This window comes from Acidovorax sp. GW821-FHT09A11 (genome assembly GCF_059418365.1).
In genome coordinates this window covers 45,518-62,189 of the sequence record NZ_JBWKPS010000003.1, presented here as the reverse complement: position 1 = coordinate 62,189, position 16,672 = coordinate 45,518, and the positions used below count along the sequence as shown (strand labels likewise).

14 protein-coding genes are annotated in these 16,672 nt (G+C 68.6%); 9 read left to right on the top strand and 5 right to left on the bottom strand.

Annotated elements, in window-relative coordinates; translation table 11 throughout:
• Positions 1–6 precede the first annotated feature (6 nt).
• Positions 7–348, top strand: a complete 342-nt coding sequence (locus AC07PV_RS07935) for a DoxX family membrane protein (protein WP_494629904.1) — start codon at positions 7–9, stop codon at positions 346–348.
• 59 nt (positions 349–407) lie between these two features.
• Complete coding sequence (locus AC07PV_RS07930; protein ID WP_494629902.1) at positions 408–2,090, top strand: MFS transporter; 1,683 nt, start codon at positions 408–410, stop codon at positions 2,088–2,090.
• A gap of 95 nt (positions 2,091–2,185) precedes the next feature.
• Here AC07PV_RS07930 and AC07PV_RS07925 read toward each other — a convergent pair whose 3' ends face one another.
• Positions 2,186–4,288, bottom strand: coding sequence for a molybdopterin-containing oxidoreductase family protein (locus tag AC07PV_RS07925; protein WP_494629900.1), 2,103 nt, complete (start codon positions 4,286–4,288; stop codon positions 2,186–2,188).
• A gap of 152 nt (positions 4,289–4,440) precedes the next feature.
• On the opposite strand from AC07PV_RS07925, the gene AC07PV_RS07920 reads away from it, so the two are divergent.
• Positions 4,441–5,589: an ABC transporter substrate-binding protein gene (locus tag AC07PV_RS07920; RefSeq protein ID WP_494629899.1), complete on the top strand. Its 1,149-nt coding sequence runs from the start codon at positions 4,441–4,443 to the stop codon at positions 5,587–5,589.
• 147 nt (positions 5,590–5,736) lie between these two features.
• Here AC07PV_RS07920 and argE read toward each other — a convergent pair whose 3' ends face one another.
• Positions 5,737–6,909, bottom strand: a complete 1,173-nt coding sequence (gene argE, locus AC07PV_RS07915) for an acetylornithine deacetylase (RefSeq protein ID WP_218297279.1) — start codon at positions 6,907–6,909, stop codon at positions 5,737–5,739.
• Between the two features lie 76 nt (positions 6,910–6,985).
• Here argE and AC07PV_RS07910 point away from each other — a divergent pair, with 76 nt between their 5' ends.
• From AC07PV_RS07910 to AC07PV_RS07895, 4 genes are all read left to right on the top strand, one after another.
• Complete coding sequence (locus tag AC07PV_RS07910) at positions 6,986–8,194, top strand: M20 aminoacylase family protein (RefSeq protein WP_494629897.1); 1,209 nt, start codon at positions 6,986–6,988, stop codon at positions 8,192–8,194.
• Between the two features lie 94 nt (positions 8,195–8,288).
• On the top strand, positions 8,289–9,386 hold the full coding sequence (locus tag AC07PV_RS07905; RefSeq protein ID WP_218341395.1) for a M14 family metallopeptidase: 1,098 nt from the start codon (positions 8,289–8,291) through the stop codon (positions 9,384–9,386).
• A 257-nt stretch (positions 9,387–9,643) separates the two neighbouring features.
• Complete coding sequence (locus AC07PV_RS07900) at positions 9,644–10,657, top strand: LuxR C-terminal-related transcriptional regulator (RefSeq protein WP_494629895.1); 1,014 nt, start codon at positions 9,644–9,646, stop codon at positions 10,655–10,657.
• Positions 10,658–10,824: 167 nt separating this feature from the next.
• On the top strand, positions 10,825–12,459 hold the full coding sequence (locus AC07PV_RS07895; RefSeq protein ID WP_494629893.1) for a tannase/feruloyl esterase family alpha/beta hydrolase: 1,635 nt from the start codon (positions 10,825–10,827) through the stop codon (positions 12,457–12,459).
• A 113-nt stretch (positions 12,460–12,572) separates the two neighbouring features.
• Here the strand turns inward: AC07PV_RS07895 and AC07PV_RS07890 are convergent, their stop codons facing one another.
• Complete coding sequence (locus tag AC07PV_RS07890; protein WP_218341397.1) at positions 12,573–12,953, bottom strand: tautomerase family protein; 381 nt, start codon at positions 12,951–12,953, stop codon at positions 12,573–12,575.
• A 95-nt stretch (positions 12,954–13,048) separates the two neighbouring features.
• Between AC07PV_RS07890 and AC07PV_RS07885 the strand changes: the two genes are divergently transcribed.
• Positions 13,049–13,906, top strand: coding sequence for a LysR family transcriptional regulator (locus tag AC07PV_RS07885; RefSeq protein ID WP_494629891.1), 858 nt, complete (start codon positions 13,049–13,051; stop codon positions 13,904–13,906).
• A gap of 27 nt (positions 13,907–13,933) precedes the next feature.
• Here AC07PV_RS07885 and AC07PV_RS07880 read toward each other — a convergent pair whose 3' ends face one another.
• Both AC07PV_RS07880 and AC07PV_RS07875 read right to left on the bottom strand, forming a co-directional pair.
• Entirely contained in the window at positions 13,934–14,554 is a 621-nt protein-coding gene (locus tag AC07PV_RS07880; RefSeq protein WP_492254498.1) for a DUF922 domain-containing Zn-dependent protease, read from the bottom strand.
• Positions 14,551–16,185, bottom strand: a complete 1,635-nt coding sequence (locus AC07PV_RS07875) for a wax ester/triacylglycerol synthase family O-acyltransferase (RefSeq protein ID WP_494629890.1) — start codon at positions 16,183–16,185, stop codon at positions 14,551–14,553. The genes AC07PV_RS07880 and AC07PV_RS07875 overlap by 4 nt, the downstream gene beginning before the upstream one ends.
• Before the next feature lie 163 nt (positions 16,186–16,348).
• Here AC07PV_RS07875 and AC07PV_RS07870 point away from each other — a divergent pair, with 163 nt between their 5' ends.
• Complete coding sequence (locus AC07PV_RS07870) at positions 16,349–16,603, top strand: acyl-CoA-binding protein (RefSeq protein WP_494629889.1); 255 nt, start codon at positions 16,349–16,351, stop codon at positions 16,601–16,603.
• Positions 16,604–16,672: the final 69 nt, after the last annotated feature.

The following is a 16,672-nucleotide window of genomic DNA, read 5'->3' as shown; positions in this document are numbered from 1 at the left end:
CACGCATTGCAAACCGCCGCCACCGCGCCCTGGGTGCAGACGCTGGCGCTGCTGTGCCTGTGCGTCGCGTACCTGCAGGGTGGCATCGGCAAGGCCCGCGACTTTGCGGGTGCCGTGGCCGAGGTGCGCTCGCTCGGCCTGGCGCCCGCCGCGCCCATTGCCGCCGCCACGCTGGTGCTGCAGCTTTCGGCCTCGGCGCTCATCCTGTCGGGCTGGTACCGCTGGCTGGGGGCGCTGGCTGGGGGCGCTGGCCCTGGCGGGCTTCACCGTGCTGGCCGCCTTGCTGGCAGACCGCTTCTGGGCCGCGCCGCCCGCCGATCGGCAGCGCAGCGCCAACGCATTCTTTGAACATTGGGGCCTGGTGGGCGGCATGCTGCTCGTCGCCTAGCACGACCTCGGAGGCCACCATGCCGGATAACCAACACGATCATCACCACCACCACACCCCTGCTGCAGCGTCCGCGCCGGCATCGGCTGCTCCGGCGGCTTCCGGCAGCTTCGCGCCGCTGGCCATCCCCGTCTTCGCGGTGCTCTGGGCCGCCACCGTGCTGGGCAACATCGGCAGCTTCATGCGCGACGTCGCCAGCGCCTGGATGGTGACCGAGCTCTCGTCCAGCCCCACCGCGGTTGCGCTGATCCAGACCGCTGCCACGCTGCCGGTCTTTCTGCTCGCCATTCCCGCGGGCGTGCTGTCGGACATCCTGGACCGCCGCCGTTTCCTCATCGGCGTGCAGGTGCTGCTGGCGGCCGTCAGCGGCACGTTGCTCATCCTGGCCAACACCCACACGCTGACGGTGGAGTGGCTGGTGGCGCTGACTTTTGTCGGCGGCATCGGTGCCGCGCTCATGGGCCCCACCTGGCAATCCATCGTGCCCGAGCTGGTGCCGCGCAGCGAGCTCAAGAGCGCCGTGGCGCTCAACTCGCTGGGCATCAACATCGCACGCGCCATCGGCCCCGCGGCGGGCGGCCTGCTGCTGGCCAGCTTCGGCGCGGCCATGGCCTACGGCCTGGACGTGTTGAGCTACGTGTTCGTGATCGCCGCGCTGCTGTGGTGGAAGCGCCCGAAGGCCGAGGCCTCGGGGCTGAACGAGCAGTTCTTCGGCGCCTTCCGTGCCGGCGTGCGCTACGCCCGCGCCAGCCGCGAGCTGCATGTGGTGCTGCTGCGCGCAGCGGTGTTCTTTCTGTTTGCCAGCTCCGTCTGGGCGTTGCTGCCGCTGGTGGCGCGCCGCATGCTGGGCGGCTCGGCAGGCTTCTACGGCGTGATGCTGGGCGCCGTGGGCGCGGGCGCCATTTTGGGCGCCGTGCTGCTGCCCCGCTTGCGCCAGCGGCTCGACACCGACGGCCTGGTGCTGCTGGCATCCCTGCTCACCGCTGCCGTCATGGGCGTGCTGACCGTGGCCCCGCCCCAGTGGGCCGCCGTGGTGCTGATGCTGGTGCTGGGCCTGGGCTGGATCATCGCGCTGACCACCCTCAACGGCGTGGCCCAGGCCGTACTGCCCAACTGGGTGCGGGGCCGCGGCCTGGCCATCTACCTCATGGTCTTCAACGGCGCGATGGCCGCCGGCAGCCTGGGCTGGGGCCTCATCGCGGGGCAGGCCGGCTTGCCGGTCACGCTGCTGATGGGCGCGGCCGGGCTGGTGGTGGCATCGCTCATCTTTCACCGCGTGAAGCTGCCCACCGGCGAGGCCGACCTGCAGCCCTCCAACCACTGGCCCGAGCCCCTGCTGGCCGAGCCCGTCGCGCACGACCGGGGCCCGGTGATGGTGCAGATCGAATACCGCATCGCCAAGCCCGACCTGCCCGCCTTCCTGCAGGCCATGCAGCGCCTGTCCCAGGAACGCCGCCGCGACGGCGCCTACGCCTGGGGCGTGGCCGAACACACCGGCGAGCCGGGCCGGGTCATCGAGTGGTTCCTGGTCGAGTCCTGGGCCGAACACTTGCGCCAGCACCACCGCGTGTCGAAGGCCGATGCGGACCTGCAGGCAGAGGCGCTGCGGTTTCACCAGGGAGCGGAGCGGCCCGTGGTGCATCACTTTCTGGCGTTGACTGCGGGGGACGCAGGCCGCGCCCATGCCATGCAGGCGCAGTGAGAGGTGGTTTTTAGTGAAAATAGCTGCTGGCGCCTGTCCAATAAACGCCAGAAGCTATCAAAAAATGAGCATTCTGCGTGTCTGGCAGAGCGCGGTCAGCCTGCTATTGCCGCTGCCTCCACAGCCTCCACCTCCACCAAACAGTCATAAAACGTCGGCGCGCGCCCCAAATCCGTCAGTGCTTGGCTCGTCACCTCGTTCACGTTCGTGCCATCGAGCCCCAGCTTGCGCCACCAGATGCCCAGGCCGTTGACCACGCCGGGCCGTGCGCGGCGGGAGACGGTGGCGTGGCACTGGTAGCTGCCACGGTCGTTGAACACGCGCACCACGGCGTCGTTGGCGATGCCGCGGGCTTCGGCGTCGTCGGGGTGGATCTCCAGGATCGGGCGGCCTTCGATGTTGCGCAGGCTCGTCACGTTCACGAAGGTGGAGTTCAAAAAGTTGCGCGCAGGCGGCGAGATCATCGCCAGCGGGTAGCGTGCATCCGTGCCCTGCAGTTCGTAGTTGGGCAGGTGGTCGGGCAGGCCGTCCAGGCCCTGGGCGGCCAGGCGGGCGCTGTAGAACTCGCACTTGCCCGACGGTGACGGAAAGTTGCCTTCGGCGAACAGTGCATCCGGGATGGCCACGGTGGCAAAGCCCTGGGATTCGAGCAACGCGTAGTCCACGGCATCCCCAAACGCCTGGCGGCACAGCGCCTCGTCGGTGTCGGCAAAGCAGGGCTCGGCAAAGCCCATGCGCGCGGCCAGGTCGCGGAAGATCTGGGCGTTGCTGCGGGCCTCGCCCAAGGGCTGGATGGCGGGGCGGTTGAGCACCACGTCGGTGTGGCCGTAGGACAGGTGCACGTCCCAGTGTTCGAGCTGCGTGGTGGCGGGCAGGATGTAGTCCGCGTAGTCGGCGGTGTCGGTCTTGAAGTGCTCCAGCACCACGGTGAACAAATCTTCGCGCGCAAAGCCGCGCACCACCTTGCCCGAGTCCGGGGCCACCGCCACGGGGTTGCTGTTGTAGACCACCACGGCCTCGACCTTCGGGCCGAAGGCGGGCGATGCCTCGCGCAGCAGGTCGTCGCCGATGGTTGTCATGTTGATGGTGCGGGGCACGCGCCCTGAGGCCGCCTGGGGCATCAGGTCGGGCCGCTGCAGCACCGCGCGCTGCGCCGGGAACTGGCCGGAGCTCGATAGCAGCACGCCGCCCGCGCGGTGGCGCCAGGCGCCGGTGAGGGCGGGCAGGCAGGCCACGGCGCGCACCGCGTTGCCGCCGCCGCGCACGCGCTGCATGCCGTAGTTCAGGCGGATGGCGGCGGGCTTCGTGGTGCCGTAGTCCCGGGCCAGCTGGCGGATCTGCTCGACCGGAATGCCGCAGATCTCGGCGGCGCGCTCGGGCGGCCACTGCAGGGCGCGTTCGCGCAGCGGGTCCCAGCCCAGCGTGTGGCGCGCGATGTAGTCGTGGTCCAGCCAGTCGTGGGCGATCAGCTCGTGCATCAGCGCCAGGGCCAGCGCGGCATCGGTGCCCGGGCGCAGGGCGATGTGCTCGTGGCACTTGTCGGCCGTCTCGCTCTTGCGCGGGTCGATGCACACCAGCCGGGCGCCATTCCTCTTGGCCTGCTGCGCGTAGCGCCAGAAGTGCAGGTTGCTGCCGATGGAGTTGCTGCCCCAGATCAGGATGAGCTGCGATTCGGCGAAGAACTCCACCTTCATGCCCACCTTGCCGCCCAGGGTCTGCGTCAGCGCTTCGGCCCCGGCGGATGCGCAGATGGTGCGGTCGAGCAGCGATGCACCGAGCTTGTGGAAGAAGCGGCGGTCCATGCTCTCGCCCTGCACCATGCCCATGGTGCCGGCGTAGCTGTAGGGCAGCACGGCCTCGGGGTCGCGCGCGGCGATGGACTGCAGGCGATGGGCGATGTCGTCCAGGGCCTCGTCCCAGCTGACAGGCGCGAACTGGCCGCTGCCCTTGGGGCCCGTGCGCTTGAGCGGAGTGAGCACGCGCTCGGGGTGGTAGCTGCGCTCGGTGTACTTGCTCACCTTGGCGCACAGCGCGCCGTCGGTGTGGCGGTGGTCGGGATTGCCCTGCACGCGGGTGGCCACGCCGTTGTCGTCCACGGTGGTGATCAGGGCGCAGGTGTCGGGGCAATCGTGCGGGCAGGCGCCACGCACCTGGACGGGGACAGCTGGTGGAGAAATGGTGGCGGAAGGCGTGGACATATGTGGGGTGGTCGTTAAACTGCCAGAGGGTTGGAAACGGCGTGCATATCTAACCAACATCTATCAAATTGCGCATCGCTTCCCCAGCAGGCTGCTCACCGGCAGCATCGAGGGGTCAGCCTCGTTGTGTTGACAGGAAGAGGGATTTCACCATGAAGCAAATGGCATTGGGGCGCAGACAGTTTTCCATCGGCCTGGGTGCGGCCGCGCTGGGGGGCTTCCAGAGGGCGGGTGCCCAGGGCGAAGGCCGCATCGTGCTGGGCCAGTCGGCTGCCTTCACCGGCCCGGCGGCGCAACTGGGCGTGCAGTTCAACCTGGGGGCCAAGCTCTTTTTCGACCAGCTCAACGCCCAGGGCGGCGTGGGCCGGCGCATGGTGGAGATCCGCACCATGGACGATGGCTACGAGCCCGACCGCTGCGCCGAAAACACCAGAAAACTCATCGCCGACGAGGTGTTCGCCCTGTTCGGCTACATCGGCACCCCCACCAGCCTGGCCGCGCTGCCTCTGTTCACCCGGGAGAAGGTGCCGTTCTTCGGCCCCTTCACCGGGGCCGAGGCGCTGCGCCAGCCATTCAACCGGCTCATCTTCCATGTGCGCGCGTCCTACTACGACGAGACCGCGCTCATCGTGCGCCAGCTCACCAACCTCGGGCTCAAGAAGATCGCCGTGTTCTACCAGAACGACGCCTACGGCAAGGCCGGGCTCGACGGCGTGAACCGGGCCCTGGCCGAGCTCAAGCTCGCGGCGGTGGCCACGGCCACGGTGGAGCGCAATTCCACCGATGTGAAGGCCGCCGTGGACAAGCTGGTGTCGGCCCAGCCCGACGCCGTGGTGCAGATCGCCGCCTATGCGGGCAGCGCGGCCTTCGTGCGCGCGGCGCGCAAGGCGGGGTACGGCGGCACGTTCTACAACGTGTCGTTCGTGGGCACGCAGGCCCTGGCCGATGAGCTGGGCAAGGACGGCGCGGGCGTGGTGGTCTCGCAGGTCGTGCCCTCGCCCTACCAGCCCTCGCGCCAGATCACGCGCGAATTCCTGGAGGCCATCAAGAAGGGGGGCGACAAGGTGCAGCCCAACTATTCCAGCATGGAAGGCTACCTGGCCGCCCGCATCTTCACCGAGGGCCTGCGGCAGGCGCAAGGCGGCGGCAAGCTCACGCGCGAGAGCTTCATCGCCGGCATCGAGGCGATCGGCAACCAGGTGATCTCGGGGTTTCCGGTGTCGTTCAGCGCCACCAGCCACGCGGCGTCGAAGTTTGTCGAGATGTCGATGCTGACGGGGGACGGACGCGTGAGGACTTGATATCCCCCTGAGCCGCTTCGCGTCTTCCCCCAGAGGGGGACGCCACCCGTGGCCTGGCGGAGCCAGTTCCACGGTGGCACTGGTCTGGGGCGCGCCAGTTGCAGCCCGCGTGGAGATTGCGTTGGCCAGAGGCTTTGCAGGACTTGGCTAGTCGATCGAGGTGGTGCGCGCCAGCCCCTGCATGAACGCCTCGCAGCGCGCCAGCTGTTCCAGGCTCACATACTCGTCCGGCTGGTGCGCCTGGCGGATGCTGCCGGGGCCGCAGACCACGGTGGAGATGCCGGCGTTCTTGAACAGGCCGGCCTCGGTGCCGAAGGCGACGAGGGTGGTGCTCTTCTCGCCCGACAGGGTCTGCGCCAGGCGCGTCACCGGGTCGTCCTTGCTGCCCAGGAAGCTCGGGATCTCGCAGATGGTTTCGAACGAGAACCCGGCCGCCGGCGCCACCTGCTTCATGCGCGGCTCCAGAGATTTCGCATACGCCACCACCTCGGACTGCATCTGCGCGGCGTTGGCCGTGGGCAGGTCGCGGAATTCATAGCGGAACTCGGCATCGCGCGGCACCACGTTGTCGGCGATGCCGCCGTGGAACTGGCCCACGCTGGTGGTCGAGAACGGCACGTCGAAGCCCTCGAAGCGGGGCTCCTCGCGCTCGAAACCCTCGCCCATGTCGCGCAGGCGGCCGACCACGCGGGCCGCCATCTCGATGGCGTTGACCGAATGGGGCGTGAGCGACGAGTGCGCCTCCTTGCCGCGCACGCAGCACTTGTAGCGGTACACGCCCTTGTGGGCGATGGCGGGCACCATGCTGGTGGGTTCGCCCACGATGCAGGCCAGCGGCTTGATGTTCGCTTCGCGCAGGTCGGCGATCAGTTCCTTGACGCCGAAGCAGCCGATCTCTTCCTCATAGCTGAAGGCCAGGTGCACGGCGAAGGGCGCGTTGCTGTGGAGGAACTGCTCGGCCTGCGACACGGCGATGCCGATGAAGGCCTTCATGTCGGCGCTGCCCCGGCCATACAGGCTCGGGCCCTCGGGGCCGTCCAGGACGCGCGCGCTCAGCGGGTCCATCGTCCATTCCTGCCCATCCCACGGCACGGTGTCCGTGTGGCCCGAAAGGATCACGCCGGCCGGCTTGCCCTCGCCCAGGGTGGCGAACAGGTTGGCCTTGGTCTTGTCCTCGTTGAAGGTCAGCCGGCTTTTCACGCCCAGCCGGGCGAGGTGGTCGCGGATGAAATGGATCAGCTCCAGGTTGGAGTTGTGGCTGACGGTGTTCATGCGCACCAGGGTTTGCGCGAGTTCGAGGGCGTGTGGGGAGAGCTTCATGTTGCAGTGCAAATAAACCCCGGGTGGCGCAGGGCAGGCCAGCGGGCTAGACTGTGAGATCGTAAGGATACATATCATGAACGTTATTGATTCCATCGTCACGCAGGCGGCCAGTATTGCCGCCGTGCGCCGGGACATTCACGCGCATCCCGAGCTGTGCTTCGAAGAGGTGCGCACCGCCGATGTGGTGGCGCAAAAGCTCACCGAATGGGGCATTCCCATCCACCGTGGCCTGGGCACCACGGGCGTGGTCGGCATCGTCAAGGGCCGCGACGGCGGCGCCAGCGGACGGGCCATCGGCCTGCGCGCCGACATGGACGCCCTGCCCATGCAGGAGTTCAACACCTTTGCCCACGCCAGCAAGAACCAGGGCAAGATGCACGCCTGCGGCCATGACGGCCATGTGGCCATGCTGCTGGCCGCGGCGCAGCATTTCGCCAGGCACCGCAATTTCGACGGCACCGTGTACCTGATCTTCCAGCCGGCCGAAGAGGGCGGCGGCGGTGCGCGCGAGATGATCACCGACGGCCTGTTCGAGCAGTTCCCCATGCAGGCCGTATACGGCATGCACAATTGGCCTGGCATGCCCGTGGGCCAGTTCGCGGTGAGCCCCGGCCCGGTGATGGCGTCCAGCAACGAATTCAAGATCACCATCCGCGGCAAGGGCAGCCATGCGGCGCTGCCGCACAACGGCATCGACCCGGTGCCGATCGCCTGCCAGATGGTGCAGGCCTTCCAGACCATCATCAGCCGCAACAAGAAGCCCGTGGACGCGGGCGTGATCTCGGTGACGATGGTGCACGCGGGCGAGGCCACCAACGTGGTGCCCGACAGCTGCGAGCTGCAGGGCACGGTGCGCACGTTCTCCATCGAGGTGCTGGACCTGATCGAAAAGCGCATGAAGCAGGTCGCCGAGCACACCTGCGCCGCGCACGACGCCACCTGCGAATTCCACTTCCACCGCAACTACCCGCCCACCGTGAACTCGCCGGCCGAGGCCGACTTTGCGCGCAAGGTGATGGCCGGCATCGTGGGCGAGGCCAATGTGCTGGTGCAGGAGCCCACCATGGGTGCGGAAGACTTCGCCTTCATGCTGCAGGCCAAGCCCGGTGCCTACTGCTTCATCGCCAATGGCGACGGCGCGCACCGCGAGATGGGCCATGGCGGCGGGCCCTGCACGCTGCACAACCCGAGCTACGACTTCAACGACGACCTGATCCCGCTGGGCGCCACCTACTGGGTCAAGCTGGCCGAGGAGTGGCTGGCGCAGCCAACGGCGGCCTGACGCCGGCTTCTTGGCTGTCCTGACGCCCCGGGCCCCCTGCGTGCCCGGGCTTTCTTTTCTCTTGTTCCCAACCCACCCACGAAAGCCACCGCCCATGATCGGCATCGCCCGCGCCTTTTCGCCCAGCTACGCCCAGGCCCGCAAGAAATTTCTGGAGGCCGCGGCCGCTGCGGGCCTGCCCATCGAATCGCACGCCCACCCGCTCAAAGGGCGCGACGGCGAAGACCTGGCCATGGACGTGGTGCGCGACGGCCCGGCCGATGCGACCAGGCTGCTCATCGTGAGCAGCGCCTGCCACGGCGTGGAAGGCTACTGCGGCAGTGGCGTGCAGGTGTTTGCGCTGCACGACCAGGAGTGGCGCGACAAGGCGCGCGCGGCCGGCGTGGCCACGCTCTACATCCACGCGCTCAACCCCTATGGTTTTTCGCACGTGCGCCGCTTCACCCACGAGAACGTGGACCTGAACCGCAACTTCCAGGACTTTTCAAAGCCCCTGCCCGTGAACGAGGCCTACCGCGAAGTCCAGCCGCTGCTGCTGCCCGAGGCGTGGCCCCCGTTGCCCGAGAATGCCGCCGCCGTGCAGCAGTACATCGACACCAAGGGCGAGGCGGCCTGGCAGGCCGCCATCTCGCGGGGCCAGCACGAGTTTCCGCAAGGCCTGTTCTTTGGCGGCACCGAGCCCACCTGGAGCAACCGCACGCTGCGCCAGGTGCTGCGCCAGCATGGCGCGGGTGCGTCGCACATCGCGTGGATCGACCTGCACACGGGCCTGGGCCCCAGCGGCCATGGTGAGCGCATCTACGCCGGCAACGACGACGATGTGGCCGTGGCGCGCGCACGCGCCTGGTGGGATGGCGGCGGCGCCACGCCGGTCACCTCCATCTATGACGGCTCGTCCACCTCGGCCTTCCTCACCGGCCTCATGTGGACCTCGATCTACGACGAATGCCCGCATGCCGAGTACACCGGCATCGCCATGGAATACGGTACCGTGCCCGTGCTCGATGTGATGAACGCGATTCGCGCCGAACAGTGGCTCAACCTGCACCCCGGCACCCCCGCCGACAAGGCCGCGCAGATCAAGGCGCAGATGCTGGCGGCGTTCTACACCGACACCGATGAATGGAAGGGCCAGATCATCAGCCAGGCGCGGCAGTCGATGTTCCAGGCGGTGGATGGACTGGCCCGCTGAATGGAATGGAATGGAATTGGCCGCTGGCGCTTTGTGAATAAGCGCAGAAAGCTATAAAAATGATAGCATTTGCGCCGGCGCGGGCTGCAGCCGCGTAGCGGGCTGCGCACGCACCTGCCGCCGCCTCGGGTGGGGCTTGGGGTGGCGGCCCGTGCGTGGCCGCTACCATCGCCTGAAAAACAGGAGACTGGCGCCATGGCCCACGCAGACGACGCGCTTCGCGCAGCGCAAGACGCCCCGGCGGTATGCCGATGAGCATGCGCCCTTCCGCAACGGGCGGGCCAACGGGCGGGCGCGGCCCCACCGATGCCTTGCGGGCGCTCAGCCGCAGCCTGCTCGCGCTGGCGCGGGGGGCGCAGCAAGCGCCGCCGCAGGACATGCTGCACCAGGCCTTGCAGACGCTGCGGGAGCTGGTCCCCTTCGACGCGGCCTGGTGGGGCGAGGTGTCGGCCGGCGATGTGCACACCGGTCCGCGCAACTGGCTGCATGGCAGCATCGGCCTGAGCCAGAGCTTTGCGCAGGAATGGAACGAACTGTCCGCGGTGGACGAGTTCGCGCGCCAGTCCATGACCCGGCTGGGCGTGGTGATCCGCGAGCGCGATGTGGTGGGCGATATCGTGGAACACCCCGAGGTGGTGGCGTTCAGCCAGCGCCATGGCCTGTACCACTGCATGGCCCTCACCGCCGAGCTGCCCCACAGCGGGCTGATGTTTTTTGTCTCGGTGTACCGCCCGCAGGCGCGTTCGGAATTCACCGACGAAGAGACCGTGCTGTTTGGCGAATTTGTGGTGCATCTGCTGCAGCACTGGCACCACGTGCTGCAGCGGCTGCAGAGCGAGTCCGCCAGCCGTCCCTGGGACAGTTTTGCGCTGGCGGAGCCCTCGGGAGAGCTGCTGTTTGCGGGCCTGCGCATCAGCATGGCGCTGGGCGAGGCGTGCCCCGGCTGGACGGGAACCCGCGTGCCGCTGGAGGTTCTGCAGGCCCTGCCACGTGCTCCCTGCAGCCTGTTGGTGGGCAAGTCCTGCCGCTTGCGGCTCGAACCCTGCGGTCCGCTGGTGGCTGTCAGCATGGCATCGCGCCACCAGAAGTCCCCACTGGCCCCGCGCGAGCTGAGCGCCGCCATGCTCTACGCCCAGGGGCGTTCCCACAAGGACATCGCCGCCACCCTGGGGCTCACACCCGCCACCGTGCGCACCTACCTGCGCACCGCCTACGCCGTGCTGGGGGTGAACAACAAGCTGGCGCTGGTGGCGGCGCTGCGCAACGGGTAGCCAGGCCTGCTCGGTAGTTTCCCGGGCCCTCTGCATTTGCAGGGGCTGCAAGGGAGCCTTCTTTTCCTATCGTCCCCACCGGAGCCACAAGGGCTGCGGTGGCGGCCGTCCTGCTGCTGCTGCCAGTGCCTGGGCTCCTGAAAACCACCATCACTGGAGACTCCCGCATGTTCCCGATTCCATTCCTTGCCGGCGTGGCACCCCATCGCCGCGTCCACCACCGTGCCCCCCCGGGGCGGTGGGCCGCCTGCACCCTGACTGCCCTTGCCGCCGTGGCGCTGACGGCCTGCGGCGGCGGCGATGCCCCCGCGCCCCTGGCCAGCAGGCCCCTGGCCGAGGCCTGCGCCGCCTACACCTCCACCGCCTTGCCCCATGGCGCCAAGGTCACGCGCACCGAGTTGCGCAAGGCCGAGGGCACGCTCCCGGACGCCTGCATCGTGCGCGGCCAGATCGTGTCCTCGCCCGAGTCGACGATCAACTGGGCGGTGGAGCTGCCCACGCTGGCGCAGTGGAACGGCAAGACGCTGACGATTGGCGGCGGTGGGTTCGACGGGTTCATTCCGACCGATGACCCGTGGTACCAGCAGCTCGTGGGGCCATCGGCCAATCCCTATGTGAAGATCAGTTCCGACTCTGGCCACCAGGTGCGCGGCTTTGCCTGGGGCAACAGCGATGTGGCGCTGCGCAACCATGCGTTCGATGCCAACCACTTCGTGCTGGAGATTGGCACCACCATCGCCACGGAGTTCTACGGCAAGCGCCCCGTGCGGCGCTACCACATGGGCCACTCCAACGGCGGTCGCTCGGGTCTGATCTCCACGCAGAAGTACCCCAAGGACTACGACGGCGTGGTGGCCATGGAGCCCGCCATCAGCCAGCAGGCGCACCAGGTCAACCTGGGCCCCACGGTGCTGCGCCACATCTTCAAGAGCCGCGAGAACTGGATGAGCCCGGCCAAGATCGCGCTGTATGCCAAGGCCGAGACGGCCGCGTGTGATGGTCTCGATGGCCTGAAGGACGGCATCATCGGCAACGTCGAGGCATGCAACTACGTGCCCACCGATCTGCTGTGCCAGGGCGCCGACAACGACAGCTGCCTGACGGCCGGCCAGATCGAATCCATCCGCCTCATCTACAGCGACCACAAGACGCCCGTGACCCTGTCGCGCGGTGCCGTGGGCTATCCGCGCTACGGCCGGGGCGGCGCGTCCACCTCGGACTGGCAGTCGTACATGTTCGGTACCAGTTTTGAGAACCCCGACTCGTTCAACCACATGGCCGTGACGGAAGCCGCGCGCCTGGTGGAAGGCAACCCCAACGCCAACATCCTGACGCACGACCCGACCCAGTACCAGGCGAAATATCTGCGGCTGGCGGAGATGATCGACGGTACCGACCCGGACATCTCCGCCTTTGCCGACAACGGTGGCAAGCTGCTGATCTGGTATGGCCTGGGCGACACCTGCGTGTCGGTGTACCGCACGGCGGAATACTTCGACACGGTGAAGCAGCGCCTGGGCGCGAGCAAGGTGCAGGGCTTTGCGCGCATGGTCACCTCGCCTTCCAACGGGCATGACCTGGACGGGGCGGGCACCGAGCCGCGTTCCATCGACCTGCTCGCTGCCATGGACGCCTGGGTGGAAAAAGGCGCGGCCCCCGACAAGCTGGTGGCAACGAAATTTGCCCCCGGCACCAGCACCCCCCTGGCCCAGCGCCCGGTGTGCGAGTACCCCAAGTTCCCGCGCTACAACGGCATGGGCGACCCCGCCAAGGCCGAGAGCTTTACCTGCTCGGCGTCTTGAACGCGGCGGGCCGCCATGGCGGCCCGTTCACCCCGCCCGGCGGCTGGTTCGCAGGTGCCGTGCCGACCCGCCTTCACCGCCGCCCACGGCACGCAGCGCCGTGGAAGGGATGGCTACGCGTACTGCGCCAGGCCATGCCCGAAGGACCAGTTCTCCTTGGCGACCTCCACGATGTTCACGAACACATCCTCGGGCCTGAGGCCCGGGCTTTCCCCGAGCAGCTGCGCGATGCGCGCAAACAGCGCCTTCTTCTGCTCCAGAGTGCGCGTGTTGTTGGCGGTGATCTGGATGAACACCACGTCGTCGCTGCGCACCACGCCCAGGTAGGTGGGGCTGTAGCGGAAGTTCGCGGCCTCGTGCTCGGTGATGGTCATGAACTGGTCGTCCTCGGGCACGTTGAAGGTTTCGCGCAGGGCGCGGTACAGCGTGTCGAAGATCGCCTGGCGGTAGGCCGCGGGCTTCCCGGCGCGCATGGCAATGTGGATGAGGGGCATCGCAAGATCCTTTTTGAACAACAAAAGAAGAAGCTGGCGAAATGCTATCCATATGAATATGCTATGGATATCTATTTCAGAAATATCAAATTCAAATGGTTGAGCGATCCCTGGATCTGGATGCCGTCGAGGCCTTCGTGCGCATTGCCGAGCTGGGCAGCTTCACGCGCGCCGCCGAGGCCATGGGCACGGCGCAGGCCGCGATGAGCCTCAAGCTCCAGCGGCTGGAGGCCCGCCTGGGCTGCCGGCTCATCGAGCGCACGCCCCGGCATGTGCAGCTGTCCGCGCGGGGCGCCGCCTTTCTGGAACACGCCCGTGAACTCCTGGCCGTGCACGACCGCGCGCTCGCCACGTTCGCCCAGGCGCGCCACCGCCTGACCATCGGCATCAGCGACCACGTGGCCGGGCCCGAGCTGCCCGCGCTGATCGCCCGCATGAACGCGCAGGACCCGCAGCTCCTGATCGAGATCCGCATCGGCTCGTCCGGCGACCTGCTGCAAGCCTACGACCGGCGCGAGCTGGATGCGGTGCTGGCCCGCATGCACGTGGGCCGCAGCGACGGCGAGCTGCTGGCCGAAGAGCAGTTCGGCTGGCTCGCGGCCCCCGGCTGGCAGCACCGCGTGGGCGAACCCCTGCCCCTGGCCACGCTGGCCGAGCCCTGTGGCGTGCGCGCGATGGCGGGGCGGTCGCTGGATGCCGCCGGCATGGCCTGGGCCGAGGTGTTTGTGGGCGGCGGCGTGGCGGCGGTGGCCGCGGCCGTGATGGCCGGGCTGGGGGTGGCGGCGCTGGCCCCGCGCATGCTGCCCCTGGGCGCGGTGGACGTCGGCACGCGCCTTGCGCTGCCCGCACTGCCCCGCCTGCCCGTGCTGCTGCACACCCGCATCAGGGACGGCCGCCCGCGCGACGCCCTGGCGGCGCTGTCCGCGGCTTTCCGCAGCGCGGTGCGGGGCTAGCCTGGCCGAGGGCGGGCGATGATCCGCTCACTCCAGCCTGGCGCCTTGCGATGCGCCGTGGCGCGTGTCGTGGTCGTATTGCTTCTCGCGCTCGGCGTGTTCGCGCAGCAGGCGGTGGCCCAGCGCGTTGGCCTGGCGCTCCAGCGTGGCGCAGTCCGGCGCGGCGGGCAGCTGCGCAATGCCCTGGTCGATGGCGCGGGCGGCGTCGCGCCCGAACTGCACATGGCCTTGCTCGTGGCGTGACAGGGCCGGCAGGTAGCGGTCGAACAGCGCCCGCTGCGCCGGCGTGGCGCGCCGAAGCTCGGGCAGCTGCACCTCGGTGCGCAGCCGTGTGGTGACCTCGGTGATGCGGCATTCGCCCGACGAGGCCTCGCGCCCCCAGCGGAAGGTCCAGCGCACGCTCCAGCGGGTGTGGCCGTGAAAGCGCTGGCCGTCCGTGACGATGGGCGTGGCCGCGTTCAGCGCCTGGCGCAGCGTGTCGCCAGGCTCCGCATGCACGGCGTACGGGCGCTCGGCATGCTCCTCGCGCACGGCGGCCTGCGCCAGGGGCACAGCGGCCCACAGCGCCGCCAGCAGTGCGGCGGCCTTCATCCGCGGCCGCCGTGCCAGGGCCGCCAGGCCGCGCAGCGTCACAGGGTGCCGCTTCATTCGCCCCAGGGCAGCATCAGCGTGAGCAGCGACAGCTGGTCGAACTCGGGCGCGAACGCGTCGATGATGCGCTGCGGCTCGGGGCACAGCGTGGTGTCGGTGATCACGCCGAACTGCACGCCGCCGCCATAGCTCAGGATGGAAACCCCCAGGCCGATGTCCCCCGACTGCGGCACCCAGAACATGCACTGCGTGACGCGCGCGCCGCACAGCGTGAGCTGCTCCTTGGGCCCCGGCACATTGGTCATGACCGCCGTGGTCTTGCGGCCGAACAGGTTGAGCAGCGCGTCCTGCGCGGGCTTGATCATCAGGCCCGCCACGGCGAGCATCGCGAACGCGAGGATGGGCTGGGTGCTGCCCTTGAGCGCATTCATGCGCTTGCGCACCTCGTACACGCGCTCCACCGGGTTGGCCATGCCGATGGGCAGCACCAGCGGCACCAGGCCGAAGCGGTTTCCCAGCTTCCAGGCCTCTTCCATGGGGCGCAGGTTCACGGGGATCATGGCGCGGATCTCCTGCCCCGTGGGGTCGTCGCCCTGGCTGCGCAGGTAGCCGCCGATGGCGCCGGCCACGCAGGACAGCAGCACGTCGTTGATCGAGCAGTTGAGCGCCTTGCCGATGGCCTTGACCTCCTCCAGCGGGATGGGCGGGCACCACGCCACGCGCTTGGCCTGGCCGGGCTGGCCCTTCAGGCGCGTGGGTGAATCGTCGGGCATCAGCGCCAGGGCGGCCGCGTCGCTCACCAGCTGGTAGGCCACGCGCGCCATGTCCAGGGTGCCCGACAGGCCGTTCTGCATCGCCTTCTCGGGGTCGCCCAGCATCTGCAGCGACCTGGCCGCGCTGTCGCCGGCCATATCGAGCGCTTTCACGGTCATGCCGGTGAAAGGCTTGATGAGCGTGTCGGCGATCCAGTCCTCCGCCGTGGCGGCGTCCTTGTCCGCACGGGACTTGCGCCTGGGGGGCTCGGCACCGCCATCGACCAGCGACATGGTCACCGAGATCAGCGCGATGCCGTCCGCGATGCAGTGGTGGATGCGCACCACGAGGGCGCTGCCGGGCTGGCCGTCGTCGCCCACGAAATCCTCGATCAGGTGCATCTGCCACAGCGGGCGGCGCGCGTCCAGCGGCTGCATGGCCAGCTCGCCCACGCGGTCCTGCAAGGCGCGCTGCATGCTCTGCCCGGGGGTGCGGGGCAGCGTCTCGCGCAGCACATGGGCGGCGATGTCGAACTGGCGGTCTTCCACCCAGGTGGCCCCGGCCGCGTCCTCCACCACGCGCTGGCGAAAGCGCGGGTACTGCAGCAGGCGCTGCTGCACGCGCTCGCACAGCGCGTCCCAGCCGATGCCGGGAGAGAGCGTCCACACGCCGTTGATCATCATCAGGTTGCTGGCCGAGTCCATGCGCAGCCAGGCCGTGTCGACCTTGCTCATGCGTTCGCCCGAGAGGCCCAGCATGCCGGTGGCGGCACGGCGCACGTTCTTTTGCACCACGCCGGCGGCCTTGCGCGCGGCGGGCGGAAGGGCCTGGGCCGCGCGGCGGGCCACGTCGGGGGCCTGGGCGCGCACCTTGCGCAGGGGGCTGGCGGCGCCTTCGGTGGCCGGGGCGCGGGGGGCTGGGATGCGGGTCACCATCAGATGTACACCTGTTGTGGTTGTTTTTGGGGGCTTGCCTCTATGGATGGCACCGCTTGGCGCGGTGCGCAGCCCGTAAGATACAACGCAGCAAACCCTTGCCGACACCGTTCTTTCCCTCCCCCTTCCCCTTCTTTTGTTTTCCATCCAAGGAGCAACCGACATGGCCGACCTGAACGCCACCTTCGAAGCCGCCGTAGCCAATTCCAAGAACCTCAGCGAGCGCCCCGACAACGCCACGCTGCTCAAGATCTACGCGCTTTACAAGCAGGCCACCGCGGGCGACAACACCGAGAAGAAGCCCAGCTTCTCCGACATGGTGGGCCGTGCCAAATGGGACGCGTGGGAAAAGCTCAAGGGCACTGAAGCGGATGCCGCCAAGCAGCAATATGTCGACCTGATCATGTCACTCCAGTAGCCCCCTGAGGCGCTGCGCGCCTTCCCCCTCAGGGGGGACACGCCACCGGTGGCCCGGCAAAGCCGGTTC

What these genes read in the sequence shown, in the direction of transcription:
- AC07PV_RS07930 (WP_494629902.1), top strand. Translation starts at nt 408, where the DNA reads ATGCCGGATAACCAACACGATCATCACCACCACCACACCCCTGCTGCA.
- AC07PV_RS07870 (WP_494629889.1), top strand. Translation starts at nt 16,349, where the DNA reads ATGGCCGACCTGAACGCCACCTTCGAAGCCGCCGTAGCCAATTCCAAG.
- AC07PV_RS07910 (WP_494629897.1), top strand. Translation starts at nt 6,986, where the DNA reads ATGAACGTTATTGATTCCATCGTCACGCAGGCGGCCAGTATTGCCGCC.
- AC07PV_RS07920 (WP_494629899.1), top strand. Translation starts at nt 4,441, where the DNA reads ATGAAGCAAATGGCATTGGGGCGCAGACAGTTTTCCATCGGCCTGGGT.
- AC07PV_RS07925 (WP_494629900.1), bottom strand. Translation starts at nt 4,288, where the DNA reads ATGTCCACGCCTTCCGCCACCATTTCTCCACCAGCTGTCCCCGTCCAG.
- AC07PV_RS07875 (WP_494629890.1), bottom strand. Translation starts at nt 16,185, where the DNA reads ATGGTGACCCGCATCCCAGCCCCCCGCGCCCCGGCCACCGAAGGCGCC.
- AC07PV_RS07890 (WP_218341397.1), bottom strand. Translation starts at nt 12,953, where the DNA reads ATGCCCCTCATCCACATTGCCATGCGCGCCGGGAAGCCCGCGGCCTAC.
- AC07PV_RS07900 (WP_494629895.1), top strand. Translation starts at nt 9,644, where the DNA reads ATGCGCCCTTCCGCAACGGGCGGGCCAACGGGCGGGCGCGGCCCCACC.
- AC07PV_RS07905 (WP_218341395.1), top strand. Translation starts at nt 8,289, where the DNA reads ATGATCGGCATCGCCCGCGCCTTTTCGCCCAGCTACGCCCAGGCCCGC.
- argE (WP_218297279.1), bottom strand. Translation starts at nt 6,909, where the DNA reads ATGAAGCTCTCCCCACACGCCCTCGAACTCGCGCAAACCCTGGTGCGC.
- AC07PV_RS07885 (WP_494629891.1), top strand. Translation starts at nt 13,049, where the DNA reads ATGGTTGAGCGATCCCTGGATCTGGATGCCGTCGAGGCCTTCGTGCGC.
- AC07PV_RS07880 (WP_492254498.1), bottom strand. Translation starts at nt 14,554, where the DNA reads ATGAAGCGGCACCCTGTGACGCTGCGCGGCCTGGCGGCCCTGGCACGG.
- AC07PV_RS07895 (WP_494629893.1), top strand. Translation starts at nt 10,825, where the DNA reads ATGTTCCCGATTCCATTCCTTGCCGGCGTGGCACCCCATCGCCGCGTC.